The sequence below is a fragment of the Pseudomonas sp. GW823-FHT02C02 genome, from assembly GCF_058797635.1.
The window spans coordinates 12,974-27,417 of sequence record NZ_JBXAJV010000025.1; the positions used below are offsets into that span (position 1 = coordinate 12,974).

Consider the following 14,444-nt stretch of genomic DNA (forward strand, 5'->3'; position numbering starts at 1 on the left):
CTGGCGTACCTGATCCTTCTTGAACGGACGATGATGTCCATTATCCGTTCAAGGGGGTCAGTGATGGATCCGAAAGCGGTTCAGGCGCGACCCAACAGATAGGTCGCGTAATCGGGGATGCGGTGGGCGTGAGCCTGCTCCATCATCGGGCTGCTGAGCAGGTAGTCGGCGCTGCATTCGTTGCACGCCACCGGAATGTTCCAGACCGCCGCGACCCGCAGCAACGCCTTGATGTCCGGGTCATGGGGTTGCGGTTCGAACGGGTCCCAGAAAAACACCAGCATGTCGACCCGCTGCTCGGCAATGCGCGCACCGAGTTGCTGGTCGCCGCCCAAGGGGCCGCTGATCATGCTTTCCACCGGCAGCTCCAGGCGTTGTTGCAACAACAGCCCGGTGGTGCCGGTGGCGACCAGTTCATGTTGCGCAAGCTTGTCCTTCTGCCGCTCGGCCCAGTCCAGCAAAAATACCTTGCAGTGGTCATGGGCGACCAGGGCGATACGCTTGCGCGCCGCCATGGTCTTTTGCGTGAAGCTGATACCGATCATCGGTTTAGCTCCCCGTTACTCAGCGTTGCACAGCGCCAGGCAGTTATCGAGCATGCGGTTGGAGAAGCCCCATTCGTTGTCGTACCACGCCAGTACCTTGAGCAGCTTGCCGCTGGATTTGGTGTGGTTGGCGTCGAAGATCGACGACAGCGGGTTGTGATTGAAGTCGCTGGATACCAGCGGCAGGGTGTTGTAGCCGAGAATCTTCGAGTGCTGGGCGGCTTCTTTGAGCAGTGCATTCACTTCATCGGCCGACGCTTCGCGCTTGAGCTGCACGGTCAGGTCCACCAGCGACACGTTGATCACCGGAACACGTACCGCCATGCCGGTCAGTTTGCCGGCCAGTTCCGGCAGCACCAGGCCGACCGCTTCAGCGGCGCCGGTCTTGCTCGGGATCATGTTCTGGGTGGCCGAACGGGCGCGGTACGGGTCGGTGTGGTAGACGTCGGTCAGGTTCTGGTCGTTGGTGTAGGCGTGGATCGTGGTCATCAGACCGCTTTCGATGCCCAGTTCGCGGTGCAGCACCTGCGCCACCGGGGCCAGGCAGTTGGTGGTGCACGATGCGTTGGAAATGATCTGGTGCGATTGGCGCAGAATGTCGTGGTTGACCCCGTAGACAACGGTGGCGTCGGCGCCTTTGGCCGGGGCCGAGATAATCACTTTGCGCGCGCCGGCCGTAATATGCGCGGCGGCTTTGGCACGGTCGGTGAACAGACCGGTGCACTCGAACACCACATCAATTTTTTCCGCGGCCCAAGGCAACTCGGCCGGGTTGCGAATGGCACTGACGGCAATACGGTCACCGTTGACGGTCAGGCTTTCCTGATCGTGCTGGACATCGGCGTCGAACGTGCCGTGAACGGTGTCGTACTTGAGCAGATGAGCGTTCATCGCGCTGTCGCCAAGGTCATTGATGGCAACGATCTGCAGATCCTGGCGATAGCCTTGGGTATACAGTGCGCGCAGGACGTTGCGGCCAATTCGGCCAAAACCATTGATTGCGATTCGAAGAGTCATTTAACAGGGCCGCCGTCGTTTTGTTGTTGGAATTACAAGATTATTCGCATAAAAATAGAAAACAAGCCTTTTTAATGGCAATATTTTGTTCAATCTACAACGAGTGACCTGAATCAACTGGTCCGACCGATCAAGAAAACCGTCTGTCATCCCATCGACACCGGCTCTTGCTCAGCATAGACAATCAGGTCGCCACATCCGTTAGCCTGGAGTTCTACACATGCATCCCCGCGTCCTTGAGGTCACCGAACGGCTTATCGCCCGTAGCCGCGCAACCCGTGAGGCTTACCTTGCGCTTATTCGCGATGCAGCCAGCGACGGTCCGATGCGCGGCAAGCTGCAATGCGCCAACTTCGCCCACGGCGTGGCCGGTTGCGGCACTGAAGACAAGCACAGTCTGCGGATGATGAACTCCGCCAACATTGCGATTGTTTCGTCATATAACGACATGCTCTCGGCGCATCAGCCTTACGAAGTCTTTCCTGAACAGATCAAAAAAGCCCTGCGCGAGATCGGCTCCGTCGGCCAGTTCGCCGGCGGCACCCCGGCCATGTGCGATGGCGTGACCCAAGGCGAGCCGGGCATGGAGCTGAGCCTGCCGAGCCGTGAGGTGATCGCGCTGTCCACCGCCGTGGCGCTGTCCCACAACATGTTCGATGGCGCGCTGATGCTCGGCATCTGCGACAAGATCGTCCCGGGCCTGATGATGGGCGCACTGCGTTTCGGTCATCTGCCGACGATCTTCGTCCCGGGCGGGCCGATGGTGTCGGGCATTTCCAACAAGCAGAAAGCCGATGTGCGTCAGCGTTATGCCGAAGGCAAGGCCAGCCGCGAAGAGCTGCTGGAATCGGAAATGAAGTCCTACCACAGCCCGGGTACCTGCACTTTTTACGGCACCGCCAACACCAACCAGTTGCTGATGGAAGTCATGGGCCTGCACTTGCCGGGCGCCTCGTTCGTCAACCCGAACACCCCGTTGCGCGATGCCCTGACCCGCGAAGCGGCGCATCAGGTGACGCGTCTGACCAAGCAGAACGGTGACTTTATGCCGATCGGCGAAATCGTCGACGAGCGTTCGCTGGTCAACTCCATCGTGGCGCTGCACGCCACCGGCGGATCGACCAACCACACCTTGCACATGCCCGCCATCGCCATGGCGGCCGGCATTCAACTGACCTGGCAGGACATGGCCGACCTCTCCGAAGTCGTGCCGACCCTGAGCCACGTCTACCCGAACGGCAAAGCCGACATCAACCATTTCCAGGCGGCGGGCGGCATGTCATTCCTGATCCGCGAACTGCTGGAAGCCGGGCTGCTGCACGAAAACGTCAACACGGTGTTGGGCCACGGCTTGAGCCGTTACACCATGGAGCCGTTCCTCGAAAACGGCGAGCTGGTCTGGCGCGAAGGCCCGATCGAAAGCCTCGACGAAACCATTCTTCGCCCGGTCGCGCGTGCGTTCTCGCCTGAGGGCGGCTTGCGGGTGATGGAAGGCAACCTCGGACGAGGCGTGATGAAAGTCTCCGCCGTTGCCTTGGAAAACCAGATCGTCGAAGCGCCAGCCATGGTGTTCCAGGATCAGCAGGACCTGGCCGACGCGTTCAAGGCCGGTTTGCTGGAGAAGGATTTTGTCGCGGTGATGCGCTTCCAGGGCCCGCGCTCCAATGGCATGCCGGAGCTGCACAAAATGACGCCGTTCCTCGGCGTGCTGCAGGATCGCGGCTTCAAAGTCGCGCTGGTGACCGACGGGCGCATGTCCGGCGCGTCGGGGAAAATCCCGGCAGCGATTCATGTCAGTCCCGAAGCTTATGTCGGCGGTGCTCTTGCGCGGGTGCAAGAGGGCGATATCATCCGCGTCGATGGCGTCAAAGGCACCCTGGAGCTTAAGGTGGACGCCGAAGAATTTGCAGCGCGCACCCCGGCCAAGGGCCTGTTGGGCAACAACATTGGCAGCGGTCGCGAACTGTTTGGTTTCATGCGCATGGCCTTCAGCTCCGCAGAGCAGGGCGCCAGCGCCTTTACTTCTGCCCTGGAGACGCTTAATTGAAACTGGCTTTGGTCGGTGACATCGGTGGGACCAACGCACGTTTCGCGTTGTGGAAAAACCAGCAGCTGGAAGCGATCCAGGTGCTGGCAACGGCCGACCACGCCAGCCCGGAAGAGGCGATTGCCCTCTATCTGGGCGGGCTTGGCCTGGCGCCGGGTTCGATCGGCTCGGTATGCCTGTCGGTGGCCGGCCCGGTAAGCGGTGATGAATTCAAGTTCACCAATAATCACTGGCGGCTCAGTCGCAAAGATTTTTGCAAGGCATTGCAGGTCGATCAGTTGTTGCTGGTCAATGATTTTTCGGCGATGGCGCTGGGCATGACCCGTTTGCAGCCTGGTGAGTTTCGGGTGGTTTGCGAAGGCACGCCTGAGCCGCTGCGACCTGCCGTGGTGATCGGTCCGGGCACGGGGCTGGGTGTCGGCACCTTGCTGGACCTGGGCGAAGGCCGTTTTGCCGCCTTGCCAGGGGAGGGCGGTCACGTCGATCTGCCCTTGAGCAGTCTGCGTGAAACCCAACTGTGGCAACACATCTTCAATGAGATCGGGCATGTCAGCGCTGAAACGGCGTTGAGCGGCAGCGGTTTGCCGCGGGTCTACCGGGCGATTTGTGCGGTGGACGGTCATGAGCCGGTGCTCGATACTCCGGAATCGATAACCGCTGCCGGTCTGGCGGGTGACCCGATTGCGCTGGAAGTGCTGGAGCAGTTCTGCTGCTGGCTCGGTCGTGTCGCCGGCAACAACGTGCTGACCACGGGGGCTCGCGGTGGCGTGTATATCGTCGGCGGAGTGATTCCGCGGTTTGCCGATTTCTTCGTTGAAAGCGGCTTTGCCCGGTGCTTCGCCGACAAGGGCTGCATGAGCGATTACTTCAAAGGCATCCCTGTGTGGCTGGTGACGGCGCCGTATTCCGGGTTGATGGGTGCGGGTGTGGCGCTCGATCAGGCCTGAAATGCGATCAACCTGTAGGAGTGAGCCTGCTCGCGATAGCGGTGTATCAGTCAACCAATGCGTTGAATGTAAAACCGCAATCGCGAGCAGGCTCACTCCTACAGTAGTTTTGTGGTGTTTGTGAAAACGGTGCTTAAGGCATAATCCGCCCAATTCAAACAACAAGGACGCCGCCCCGTGAGCTCAGTCAACAAGTCGATTTTGTTGGTCGATGATGATCAAGAGATACGCGAGTTGCTGGACACCTACCTGACCCGCGCCGGTTTCCAGGTCCGCACCACGCCCGATGGCGCGGGCTTTCGCCAAGCGATGAACGAAGCGCCGAGCGATCTGGTGATCCTCGACGTGATGCTGCCCGACGAAGACGGTTTCAGCCTTTGCCGCTGGATCCGCCAACACCCGCGTCAGGCGCAGGTGCCGATCATCATGCTCACCGCCAGCTCCGACGAGGCCGACCGCGTCATTGGCCTGGAACTGGGCGCCGACGACTACCTCGGTAAACCATTCAGCCCCCGTGAATTGCAGGCGCGCATCAAGGCCTTGTTGCGCCGCGCGCAGTTCGGTCAGGAACGTTCCGGCGGTGAAGTGCTGGCGTTCGACGACTGGCGGCTGGACATGGTCAGCCACCGGCTGTTCCACATTGACGGCGAAGAAGTGATTCTCTCCGGCGCCGATTTTGCGCTGCTGAAACTGTTCCTTGATCATCCGCAGGAAATCCTCGACCGCGACACCATCGGCAACGCCACCCGTGGCCGCGATCTGATGCCGCTGGATCGCATCGTCGACATGGCGGTCAGCCGTTTGCGTCAGCGCCTGCGTGATACCGAAAAACCGCCGCGATTGATCCGTACCGTGCGTGGCAGCGGCTACCAACTGGCCGCCAATGTGGTTGCCAGCAATGGCCACTGAGTGGTTGCGCAAGCTCGCCGCCCGCGTGCCGATGCCGCGTTCGCTGCTCGGGCGCATGTTGCTGCTGACCCTGTTGGCGGTGCTGTTCGCGCAGACCTTGTCGAGCGTGATCTGGGTGTCGCAACTGCGTGCCACCCAACTTGAAGGCCTGGTCACCAGTGCCCGCAGCCTGGCCCATTCGATGACGGCCAGCGTCAGTTATTTTCGTTCGCTGCCGGTGGCGTTTCGTCCCTTGGTGCTCGACCAATTGCGCAGCATGGGCGGCACCCGTTTCGTGGTGACCCTCAACGACAAGCCGCTGGGCATGGAAGTGTTGCCGATCACCCCGCGCAAGGAAGCCGTGCTCAAGGCCGTGGATCAGGTGTTGCGCGAGTCCCTCGGCCAAGACACGGATATCTCGGTGACCTTCGTCAGCCCCGAAGACCTGCGGATCTTCAACAGCGGGCTGAAACTCGATGAGTTGCCGCGCTCATGGGCGCATTACGCGCTGACGCTGGAGCCGGTGAACCCGCCGGTGCTGGTCACGCAAATCCAGATGGCGCCGGGCGAGTGGTTGTACATCGCCTCGCTGTTGCCCGAGCCCTACACCAGCCTTGAAGAACAGGGCCTGCCGGCGCAGCAGGTCTGGTTCATTGTGCTCACCAGTGGCTTTTTGCTGTTGTTCATCGGCCTGTTGGTGCACTGGCAGAGTCGTCCGCTCAAACGCCTGGCGCGGGCGGCGCGGGACATGTCCCTCGGTGCCGAAGTCGAACCGGTGGCCGAAGGCGGCGGCAGTGAAGTGGTCGAAGTGGGCCGCGCTTTCAATGCGATGCGCGAGCGCATCAGCCGTTACCTGACCGAGCGCAGCCAGTTGTTCAGCGCGATTTCCCATGACCTGCGCACGCCGATTACCCGGTTAAGGCTGCGGGTCGAATTGCTTGAAGACGAACAGCTGCAAGCCAAGTTCGGCCGCGATCTGGATGAGCTGGAATTGCTGGTCAAGGGCGCGCTGCAATGCGTGAAAGACACCGATATTCACGAAAACATCGAGCCGGTGGATCTGAACCATGTGCTCGATTGTCTGGTGGAACCGTACCTGGCGCCCAACGGCAATGGTCGCGTCACCCAGCAGGGCCGGGCGCTGGCGGCGTACCCGGGCAAACCGCTGGCGCTCAAGCGCTGCATCGGCAACCTGATCGACAACGCATTGAAGTATGGGCAGAACGCGCATTTGCATATCGATGACGACGAGAGCGCCTTCATCCTGCATGTCGATGACGAAGGGCCAGGCGTGCCGGAGCAACGGATGGAGCAGGTGTTCGAACCGCACTTCCGGTTGGCCGGGCAGCAGCAGGGATATGGCTTGGGGTTGGGGATTGCGCGCAACATTGCCCATAGCCATGGCGGTGAAGTCAGCCTGCAAAACCTGCGTGAAGGCGGGTTGCGGGTGACGTTGCAGTTGCCGCGCAGTGTTGACTAGATTGACCGCGTTATCGTTCTTCGCGAGCAGGCTCGCTCCCACAGGGGATTTGTGTGCACCGCGGAACCCATGTGGGAGCGAGCCTGCTCGCGAAGGCGTCAGACCATTAAACAAATCTCTCAAGCTAAATGTCACAAACCGGTGACATAACTCGCCCCCTTCGTTACAAGCCCGCCCCCGCCCGTTGTTTAGACTGCCCTCAGTCAAAACAACAAAAAAGGCACCCCATGGACACCTTCCAACCTGCCTTCAGCAGTTGGCTGAATGCACCTGCCCATCAGCAATGGCTCGCGGCCGAAGGCTTGCGCCTGTTGGCATTTGCCAAGGCTTCAAAGCTTGCCGAAGGCTTCGGCAATCTCGATGAAAAGGGCCGTCTCCCGGCCAACGCCCACGCCGAAACCATGAACACCGCCCGCATGACTCACAGCTTCGCCATGGCGCATATTCAGGGTTTGCCGGGGTTTGCCGAGCTGGTCGATCACGGCATTCAGGCGCTCAGCGGCCCGTTGCGTGATGCCGAACACGGCGGCTGGTTTGCCGCTGCCCATCATCACGATGACAACACCGACAAGGCCGCTTACCTGCATGCCTTCGTGGCCCTCGCGGCCAGTTCGGCGGTCGTCGCCCGGCGCCCCGGTGCACAGGCGTTGCTCGACGATGCGATAAACATCATCGACACGCATTTCTGGAGCGAGGAGGAGGGCGCAATGCGCGAATCCTTCGAGCGCGACTGGAGCGGTGAAGAAGCCTACCGCGGCGCCAACAGCAACATGCACGCCACCGAAGCCTTTCTCGCCCTGGCCGATGTCACCGACGACCACCGCTGGCTGGTCCGCGCTCAGCGCATCGTCGAGCGCGTCATTCATGGTCACGCCGCTGCCAACGACTACCTGGTGGTCGAGCATTTCGATCGCGATTGGCAGCCGCTGCGCGAGTACAACCACGACAACCCGGCCGACGGTTTCCGCCCTTACGGCACCACGCCGGGCCACGGTTTCGAATGGGCGCGGCTGTTGCTGCACCTCGAAGCGGCACGCGTGCAAGCCGGCATGCTCACGCCGGGTTGGCTGGCCACCGACGCGCAAAAACTCTTCGATCACAACTGCCGTCACGGCTGGGATATCGACGGGCTGCCCGGGATTGTCTACACCCTCGACTGGGACAATCGCGCGGTGGTTCGCCATCGCTTGCACTGGACCCATTGCGAAGCCAGTGCCGCCGCCAGCGCGTTGCTTAAACGCACTGGGGATACGCAATACGAAACCTGGTACCGGCGGTTCTGGGATTTCTGTGACAGTCATTTCATCGACCGCTGCGATGGCAGTTGGCACCATGAGCTCGACCCGCAAAACCGTCCAAGTGCCGATATCTGGGCCGGTAAACCGGATCTGTATCACGCCTGGCAAGCCGTCCTGATCCCGCGCCTGCCACTGGCGCCGAGCATGGCCACGGCCTTGGGGCAGTTGTCCCAGAGCGCTCCTGTGTAACCATGTGGTGACATTCAAGCGTCCCTTCGTTACCTGCGAGGGGATAACTCCTGTTTAAAATCCTATGCAGCGCAAGCACCAGACTTGCATGCATAACAACAAGAAAGGTAATTCTAGATGAATGCGATTTCTCGCCTCGCTACTGTCATTTCTCTTGCCTCATTGCTCCCTATCTCTGCATTCCCTGTCAGTGCGCTTGCCGCCGATTCCAAAGGTTCGGTAGAAGTCGTTCACTGGTGGACCTCCGGTGGCGAAAAAGCGGCCGTTGATGTCCTCAAGGCCCAAGTCGAAAAAGACGGTTTCACCTGGAAGGACGGCGCCGTTGCCGGTGGTGGCGGTGCGACCGCCATGACCGTGCTGAAGAGCCGCGCCGTTGCAGGCAACCCACCGGGCGTCGCACAGATCAAAGGCCCGGACATCCAGGAATGGGCGTCTACCGGTCTGCTCGACACCGACGTCTTGAAAGACGCGGCCAAAACCGAGAAGTGGGACAGTCTGCTCGACAAGAAAGTCTCCGATACCGTGAAGTACGAAGGTGACTACGTGGCCGTGCCGGTGAACATTCACCGCGTCAACTGGCTGTGGATCAACCCGGAAGTCTTCAAGAAAGCCGGCATCGAAAAAGCGCCAACCACCCTTCAGGAATTCTACGCCGCCGGTGACAAGCTCAAGGCAGCGGGCTTCATTGCCCTTGCCCACGGCGGCCAGCCTTGGCAGGACAGCACCGTGTTCGAAGCGGTGGTCCTGTCGGTCATGGGCGTCGACGGCTACAAGAAAGCCCTGGTCGACCTGGACAACGCAGCACTGACCGGTCCTGAAATGGTCAAGGCGCTGACCGAGCTGAAGAAAGTCGCGACCTACATGGACGCCGACGGCAAAGGCCAGGACTGGAACCTGGAAGCGGCCAAAGTCATCAACGGCAAGGCCGGTATGCAGATCATGGGCGACTGGGCCAAGAGCGAGTGGACTGCCGCCAAGAAAGTCGCCGGCAAGGACTACGAGTGCGTAGCGTTCCCGGGCACCGACAAGGCGTTCACCTACAACATCGACTCCCTGGCCGTGTTCAAGCAGAAAGACAAAGGCACTGCTGCTGCTCAACAGGACATTGCCAAGGTCGTGCTGGGTGAGAACTTCCAGAAAGTCTTCAGCATCAACAAGGGCTCGATCCCGGTTCGAATCGACATGCTGAACGACATGGGCAAGTACGGTTTCGACTCCTGCGCCCAGACCGCTGCCAAGGACTTCCTGGTGGACGCCAAGTCCGGCGGCCTGCAGCCGAGCATGGCGCACAACATGGCGACCACGCTGGCGGTACAGGGCGCGTTCTTTGATGTGGTGACCAACTTCATCAACGACCCGAAAGCCGATCCGGCGACTGCCGCCAAGCAATTGGGCACGGCCGTCAAAGCTGCCAAGTAATGCTTGGCCCCTGTAGGAGCGAGCCTGCTCGCGATAGCGGTGTATCAGTTGATACATCCAGAGTCTGACACTCAGCTATCGCAAGCAGTCTCACGCCTGCAAGGGTCAGCATTTCCAACGTAAATTTTCTCTCGTACGGGATCTTCCCATGAGTTCTGTTGCTGTGTTCAGCAAGGCCTCGCCGTTCGATGCACTGCAGCGCTGGCTACCGAAACTGGTGCTGGCGCCGAGCATGTTCATCGTCCTGGTGGGCTTCTATGGCTATATCCTGTGGACGTTCATCCTGTCGTTCACCACCTCGACCTTCCTGCCGACTTACAAATGGGCGGGCCTGGCGCAGTACCAGCGGCTGTTCGACAACGACCGTTGGTGGGTAGCGAGCAAGAACCTGGCGGTGTTCGGCGGCATGTTCATCGGCATCACCTTGGTGATCGGTGTGCTGCTGGCGGTGTTTCTTGACCAGCGCATTCGTCGCGAAGGTTTCATTCGCACCATTTACCTGTACCCGATGGCGCTCTCGATGATCGTCACCGGTACCGCCTGGAAGTGGCTGCTCAACCCGGGCATGGGCCTGGACAAATTGCTGCGTGACTGGGGTTGGGAAGGCTTTCGCCTGGACTGGCTGATCGACCCGGATCGCGTCGTGTATTGCCTGGTGATCGCGGCGGTCTGGCAAGCCTCGGGCTTCATCATGGCGATGTTCCTCGCCGGCCTGCGTGGCGTGGATCAATCGATCATCCGTGCTGCCCAGATCGATGGCGCGAGCATGCCGCGCATTTACCTGAAAGTGGTGTTGCCGAGCCTGCGCCCGGTGTTCTTCAGCGCGGTCATGATCCTGGCCCACATCGCGATCAAGAGTTTCGACCTGGTGGCGGCAATGACTGCCGGTGGCCCGGGTTATTCCTCTGACCTGCCTGCGATGTTCATGTATTCCTTCACCTTCAGTCGCGGCCAGATGGGCATGGGCTCGGCCAGTGCGATTCTGATGCTCGGTGCGATTCTCGCAATCATCGTGCCTTACCTGTACTCCGAGCTGAGGACCAAGCGTCATGACTAATTTCGCTGCCAAACCATCCATCAGCCTGAGTCGCATCGCCATCTACGGCGTGCTGATCCTGGCGGTATTCCTTTACCTGATACCGCTGGTGGTCATGCTGTTGACCAGTTTCAAGACGCCGGAAGACATCAACTCCGGCAACCTGCTGAGCTGGCCGACCGTGGTCAGCGGCATTGGCTGGGTCAAGGCCTGGGGCACGGTTGACGGGTACTTCTGGAACTCGATCAAGATCACCGTTCCGGCGGTGCTGATCTCCACCGCCATCGGTGCACTGAACGGCTATGTGCTGTCGATGTGGCGCTTTCGTGGCTCGCAACTGTTCTTCGGTCTGCTGCTGTTCGGTTGCTTCCTGCCGTTCCAGACCGTCCTGCTGCCGGCCTCGTTCACCCTCGGCAAGATGGGCCTGGCCAGCACCACCACCGGCCTGGTGTTCGTGCACGTGGTCTACGGCCTGGCGTTCACCACGCTGTTCTTCCGTAACTACTACGTCAGCGTTCCCGATGCGCTGGTGAAGGCGGCGCGGCTCGATGGCGCGGGTTTCTTCACCATCTTCCGCTTGATCATCCTGCCGATGTCCACCCCGATCATCATGGTCTGCCTGATCTGGCAGTTCACCCAGATCTGGAACGACTTCCTGTTCGGCGTGGTGTTCTCCAGCGGTGATTCGCAACCCATTACGGTGGCGTTGAACAACTTGGTCAACACCAGTACCGGCGCCAAGGAATACAACGTTGATATGGCGGCGGCGATGATCGCCGGGCTGCCGACCCTGCTGGTCTATGTGGTCGCAGGCAAGTATTTCGTGCGCGGGCTGACGGCCGGCGCAGTCAAGGGGTAATCATGGCTACGCTCGAACTTCGCAATGTAAACAAGACCTATGGTCCCGGCCTGCCGGACACCCTCAAGAACATCGAACTGTCGATCAAGGACGGTGAGTTCCTGATCCTGGTCGGACCTTCGGGTTGCGGTAAATCGACCCTGATGAATTGCATCGCCGGCCTGGAAACCATCACCGGCGGCGCGATCATGATCGGTGATCAGGACGTCAGCGGCATGAGCCCGAAAGACCGCGACATCGCCATGGTGTTCCAGTCCTACGCGCTGTACCCGACCATGAGCGTGCGCGAGAACATCGCTTTCGGCTTGAAGATCCGCAAAATGCCCGCCGCCGATATCGAAGCGGAAGTGGCGCGGGTATCCAAGCTGTTGCAGATCGAACACTTGCTCAACCGCAAGCCCGGTCAGCTCTCCGGTGGTCAGCAGCAGCGCGTGGCGATGGGCCGTGCCCTGGCGCGTCGGCCGAAGATTTATCTGTTCGACGAACCGCTGTCCAACCTCGACGCCAAGCTGCGCGTCGAGATGCGCACTGAAATGAAACTGATGCACCAGCGCCTGAAAACCACCACGGTCTACGTGACCCACGACCAGATCGAAGCGATGACCCTGGGCGACAAGGTTGCGGTGATGAAGGACGGGATCATTCAGCAGTTCGGTACGCCAAAGGACATCTACAACAACCCGGCCAACCTGTTCGTGGCGAGCTTCATCGGTTCGCCGCCGATGAACTTCATTCCGCTGCGTTTGCAGCGCAAGGACGGTCGTCTGGTGGCGCTGCTCGACAGCGGCCAGGCGCGTTGCGAATTGCCGATGGGCATGCAGGACGCCGGTCTGGAAGACCGTGAAGTGATCCTCGGCCTGCGCCCGGAGCAGATCGTTCTGGCGGGCAGCGAGCCGAACGGTTTGCCGACCATTCGCGCCGAAGTCCAGGTCACCGAACCGACCGGTCCCGACACCCTGGTGTTCGTCAATCTCAACGACACCAAAGTCTGCTGCCGCCTGGCGCCGGACGTCGCGCCGAACGTGGGCGAGACCCTGACCCTGCAATTCGATCCATCGAAAGTGCTGTTGTTCGATGCCAAGACCGGGGAGCGCCTGGGGGTGGCCGGTCAGCCAAAAGCCGAGAGCCACGGCGCGAACGTTGCCCAATTCAAGGGCCGCTGAAGATTAAAACTGTAGGAACCAGGCTTGCCGACGAAGGCGATTTCAGGGTCGCCTTCGCCGGCAAAACTGGCTCCTGCAGGGGGGATATGCGGTGAGCGGCCTGTCGCTCTCCGCACCTGATGTAACCGCGTTAAATAAAAACAGTTAATAACAATAAAACGAGGATGTAGGGATGAAGAAGAACAACAACGCTCAGCTTATCTGCCAGTTGTCCGCGGTTGCGGCCATGATGCTGGCCGGTAGTGTGCACGCGGCTGACGCGTTCAGCGCCGATTCCGAATGGATGACCGGCGATTGGGGTGGCGAGCGGACCAAGCTGATCGAGCGGGGCATCGACATCAAGATGGACTACGTCGGTGAAGTCGGTAGCAACCTTCACGGTGGCTACAACAACGACAAGACCGCGCGTTACGCCGACCAGTTTGGCCTGGGCGTGGCGCTGGACCTGCAAAAGCTGTGGGGCTGGGATAACACCCAGGCCAAGGTCCAGCTCACCAACCGTAACGGTGAGAACATCTCCAATGACCGTGTCGGCGATCCGCGTGCCGGCACCTTGAGTTCCTCCCAGGAAGTCTACGGCCGTGGCCACATGGTTCGCCTGACCCAACTGTGGATCAAGCACCAGTTCCTCGATGGCAAACTGGACGTCAAGGCCGGTTACTTCGGCGAAGGCGAAGACTTCAACACCTTCCCGTGCGAGTTCCAGAACCTGGCGTTCTGCGGTTCCCAAGCGGGTAACTGGGCGACCAACATCTGGTACAACTGGCCGGTCATGCAGGCTGCGGTCCGCGTGAAGTACAACATCTCGCCTGAGTGGTATGCGCAGATCGGCGCGTACAACCAGAACCCGTCGCAACTGGAGCACGGTAACGGCTTCAAGCTTAGCGGCAGTGGTACCAAGGGCACCGTGTTGCCGGTCGAACTGGTCTGGTTGCCTAACCCTGGCAACCTGGCGGGCGAATACCGTGTCGGTTACTACAAAAGCACGGCCAAGGCCGATGACGTTCGTGAAGACGACAACGGTAATGACGCCGCAACCAGCGGTAACGCCTATCGCAGCCACAGCAGCAAGTCCGGCTACTGGTTCGTGGCGCAGCAACAACTCACCACCCACAACGGTGACGCTTCCCGCGGTCTGAACATTGCTGCCAACGCTACCTTCCACGACAAGGACACCAACTTCGTCGATAACTACCAGTCGCTGATGCTGGTGTACAAGGGCCCGTTCGATGCACGGCCGAAGGATGACTTCGGTATCGGTGCCGCCCGTATCCATGTCAACGATGACGTTAAGAAAAACTCAGAGTTGGTCAACGCCTCCAACAATGTCACTGACTATCAGGACCCGCTGTTCGCGCCGCTGCGTAACACTGAGTACAACTACGAGATCAACTACGGCTTCCACGTCACCAACTGGCTGACCGTGCGTCCTAACCTGCAATACATCACTCACCCGGGCGGTGTGGATGAAGTCGACAACGCGCTGGTGGCCGGCCTGAAAATTCAGTCGGTGTTCTAACGCTGTTGCGATAAGCTCTTCTCTATGTGCGCATTTT

At 60.2% G+C, this 14,444-nt stretch carries 12 protein-coding genes; 10 read left to right on the forward strand and 2 right to left on the reverse strand.

The window, feature by feature from the left end; all coding sequences use genetic code 11:
- Positions 1 to 80 precede the first annotated feature (80 nt).
- Positions 81 to 545, reverse strand: a complete 465-nt coding sequence (locus AC1ROI_RS31040; protein ID WP_077748695.1) for a methylglyoxal synthase — start codon at positions 543 to 545, stop codon at positions 81 to 83.
- A 15-nt stretch (positions 546 to 560) separates the two neighbouring features.
- Positions 561 to 1,562, reverse strand: coding sequence for a type I glyceraldehyde-3-phosphate dehydrogenase (gene gap / locus AC1ROI_RS31045; RefSeq protein WP_077748694.1), 1,002 nt, complete (start codon positions 1,560 to 1,562; stop codon positions 561 to 563).
- 220 nt (positions 1,563 to 1,782) lie between these two features.
- On the opposite strand from gap, the gene edd reads away from it, so the two are divergent.
- The 10 genes from edd to AC1ROI_RS31095 all read left to right on the forward strand — a co-directional run bounded on the left by edd (position 1,783) and on the right by AC1ROI_RS31095 (position 14,407).
- Entirely contained in the window at positions 1,783 to 3,609 is a 1,827-nt protein-coding gene (gene edd / locus AC1ROI_RS31050) for a phosphogluconate dehydratase (RefSeq protein WP_010457401.1), read from the forward strand.
- Positions 3,606 to 4,556, forward strand: coding sequence for a glucokinase (locus tag AC1ROI_RS31055; RefSeq protein ID WP_010457399.1), 951 nt, complete (start codon positions 3,606 to 3,608; stop codon positions 4,554 to 4,556). The genes edd and AC1ROI_RS31055 overlap by 4 nt, the downstream gene beginning before the upstream one ends.
- Positions 4,557 to 4,733: 177 nt before the next feature.
- Positions 4,734 to 5,465: a response regulator gene (locus AC1ROI_RS31060; RefSeq protein WP_010457397.1), complete on the forward strand. Its 732-nt coding sequence runs from the start codon at positions 4,734 to 4,736 to the stop codon at positions 5,463 to 5,465.
- Entirely contained in the window at positions 5,455 to 6,924 is a 1,470-nt protein-coding gene (locus AC1ROI_RS31065; RefSeq protein ID WP_042932631.1) for an ATP-binding protein, read from the forward strand. Before AC1ROI_RS31060 ends, AC1ROI_RS31065 begins: the two co-directional genes overlap by 11 nt.
- Before the next feature lie 227 nt (positions 6,925 to 7,151).
- Positions 7,152 to 8,411 carry a D-mannose isomerase gene (locus AC1ROI_RS31070; protein WP_102594227.1) on the forward strand — a complete coding sequence of 420 codons (1,260 nt, stop codon included), beginning with the start codon at positions 7,152 to 7,154 and terminating at the stop codon, positions 8,409 to 8,411.
- A 117-nt stretch (positions 8,412 to 8,528) separates the two neighbouring features.
- On the forward strand, positions 8,529 to 9,830 hold the full coding sequence (locus AC1ROI_RS31075) for an ABC transporter substrate-binding protein (RefSeq protein WP_010457391.1): 1,302 nt from the start codon (positions 8,529 to 8,531) through the stop codon (positions 9,828 to 9,830).
- Positions 9,831 to 9,978: 148 nt separating this feature from the next.
- Positions 9,979 to 10,887 carry a carbohydrate ABC transporter permease gene (locus AC1ROI_RS31080; RefSeq protein WP_010457390.1) on the forward strand — a complete coding sequence of 303 codons (909 nt, stop codon included), beginning with the start codon at positions 9,979 to 9,981 and terminating at the stop codon, positions 10,885 to 10,887.
- Positions 10,880 to 11,725, forward strand: coding sequence for a carbohydrate ABC transporter permease (locus tag AC1ROI_RS31085; RefSeq protein ID WP_077748691.1), 846 nt, complete (start codon positions 10,880 to 10,882; stop codon positions 11,723 to 11,725). The genes AC1ROI_RS31080 and AC1ROI_RS31085 overlap by 8 nt, the downstream gene beginning before the upstream one ends.
- A 2-nt stretch (positions 11,726 to 11,727) precedes the next feature.
- Positions 11,728 to 12,888, forward strand: a complete 1,161-nt coding sequence (locus tag AC1ROI_RS31090) for an ABC transporter ATP-binding protein (RefSeq protein ID WP_010457386.1) — start codon at positions 11,728 to 11,730, stop codon at positions 12,886 to 12,888.
- Positions 12,889 to 13,060: 172 nt separating this feature from the next.
- Positions 13,061 to 14,407 carry a carbohydrate porin gene (locus AC1ROI_RS31095; RefSeq protein ID WP_102594226.1) on the forward strand — a complete coding sequence of 449 codons (1,347 nt, stop codon included), beginning with the start codon at positions 13,061 to 13,063 and terminating at the stop codon, positions 14,405 to 14,407.
- The last annotated feature ends 37 nt before the right edge of the window (positions 14,408 to 14,444 follow it).

Excerpts from the sequence above, each read along its gene's own strand:
- AC1ROI_RS31040 (WP_077748695.1), bottom strand. The coding sequence starts at position 545 with ATGATCGGTATCAGCTTCACGCAAAAGACCATGGCGGCGCGCAAGCGT.
- gap (WP_077748694.1), bottom strand. The coding sequence starts at position 1,562 with ATGACTCTTCGAATCGCAATCAATGGTTTTGGCCGAATTGGCCGCAAC.
- edd (WP_010457401.1), top strand. The coding sequence starts at position 1,783 with ATGCATCCCCGCGTCCTTGAGGTCACCGAACGGCTTATCGCCCGTAGC.
- AC1ROI_RS31065 (WP_042932631.1), top strand. The coding sequence starts at position 5,455 with ATGGCCACTGAGTGGTTGCGCAAGCTCGCCGCCCGCGTGCCGATGCCG.
- AC1ROI_RS31070 (WP_102594227.1), top strand. The coding sequence starts at position 7,152 with ATGGACACCTTCCAACCTGCCTTCAGCAGTTGGCTGAATGCACCTGCC.
- AC1ROI_RS31075 (WP_010457391.1), top strand. The coding sequence starts at position 8,529 with ATGAATGCGATTTCTCGCCTCGCTACTGTCATTTCTCTTGCCTCATTG.
- AC1ROI_RS31080 (WP_010457390.1), top strand. The coding sequence starts at position 9,979 with ATGAGTTCTGTTGCTGTGTTCAGCAAGGCCTCGCCGTTCGATGCACTG.
- AC1ROI_RS31085 (WP_077748691.1), top strand. The coding sequence starts at position 10,880 with ATGACTAATTTCGCTGCCAAACCATCCATCAGCCTGAGTCGCATCGCC.
- AC1ROI_RS31090 (WP_010457386.1), top strand. The coding sequence starts at position 11,728 with ATGGCTACGCTCGAACTTCGCAATGTAAACAAGACCTATGGTCCCGGC.
- AC1ROI_RS31095 (WP_102594226.1), top strand. The coding sequence starts at position 13,061 with ATGAAGAAGAACAACAACGCTCAGCTTATCTGCCAGTTGTCCGCGGTT.